Origin of the sequence: uncultured Mucilaginibacter sp. (genome assembly GCF_937859865.1) — a bacterium.
Taxonomy (GTDB): domain Bacteria; phylum Bacteroidota; class Bacteroidia; order Sphingobacteriales; family Sphingobacteriaceae; genus Mucilaginibacter_A.
Window position 1 is genome coordinate 1 of the sequence record NZ_CALMAT010000172.1, and the last position, 1,300, is coordinate 1,300.

Annotated in this window: 2 protein-coding genes; both read right to left on the reverse strand. The window is 45.3% G+C overall.

The features are described from left to right. Positions 1–639 (reverse strand): ABC transporter ATP-binding protein (locus tag Q0192_RS17945; RefSeq protein WP_299291749.1); only part of this gene is annotated, 639 nt, incomplete at its 3' end. 9 nt (positions 640–648) lie between these two features. Then, positions 649–1,300, reverse strand: a 652-nt coding sequence (locus Q0192_RS17950; protein WP_299291751.1) for an FAD-dependent oxidoreductase, incomplete at its 5' end; no start/stop codon positions are given.

The following is a 1,300-nucleotide window of genomic DNA, read 5'->3' on the forward strand; positions in this document are numbered from 1 at the left end:
GATTTTTCCGGCATCCATCAGGCAAATCCGGTCGGCCATTTCAAAAGCTTCCTGTACATCGTGCGTAACCATCACAATGGTTTTCCGCTTAAACTCGTCTAATTGTTTAAATTCTTTACGGATTGCCGAACGCGTAATCGGATCCAAAGCACCAAAAGCCTCGTCCATCAACAAAACCGGCGGATCGGCCATTAAAGCACGCGCCAAACCAATGCGCTGCTGCTGTCCGCCACTCAATTCATTTGGATATAAGTTTAAGTATTTTTCAGGGAGATGCAATTTCTCCAGTAAAGTCTGGGTTCTTTGCGCGATTTTCTGCTGATCCCATTTCAACAATTTCGGAACAATCGCCATATTTTCGGCCACAGAATAATGCGGAAACAAGCCATTATTCTGCAACACATAACCAATTCCTCTTCTTAACTGATCGGGATTTTGATCGAGAACATCTTTACCGTTTACGCTGATCCTGCCGCCCGAAGGTTCCGTCAGCCGGTTGATCATCTTAAGCGTCGTGGTTTTTCCGCAGCCGCTGGTACCCAAAAGTACCAGCGTTTCGCCTTCTTTTACTTCAAAAGAAATATCGTCAACCGCAGCAGTTTTACCAAAATCTTTGCGTAGGTGTTCGGCTACAATCATGGAAGCAAGTTAAGCTTCTTCTATCGACATAAAAAGGTTATTAATAGATTCTGACAAGGTTGGGTGTGCAAATATATTTTCGCGCAGTTGGTGCGCGGTTATTTTTCCCTGCATAGCCATTTGCAAAACCGACATCACTTCGCCGCCTTCGTAACCTAAAACCGCTGCACCCAAAACCTGGTCGGTTTTGGCATCCACAACCGCTTTCATAAAGCCTTTGGTTTCGTTGGTTTCAATTGCCCGCGCTACGTGGTCCATCGTTAGTTTTGCTACCTTGATGTCCAAACCTTGCTTTCGGGCTTCGTCTTCGGACAAACCAATACGGCCCAGTTGCGGATCGGTAAACATGCAATACGGCACTGGACGGCCTTTGATGGAAACATCGGCGTTTTCCATCAAATTTTTCAACACCACCAAATGGTCGTTGTAAGCAATATGCGTAAACGCCGGGCCGGGTTTTACATCGCCCAAAGCATAAATCCCTTCGGCAGTAGTTTCAAGTTTATCGTTTACTTTAATGTAGCCTTTTTCGTCCACTTCCACACCGGTTTTATCTAAGTTAAGGGTTTTGGTTTGAGGCGAACGACCGGCAGCAATCAGCAAATGAGAAGCGGTGATTTGCTGTTGTTGGCCATCTTTTTTAAGCGTTATCGTGATTTTT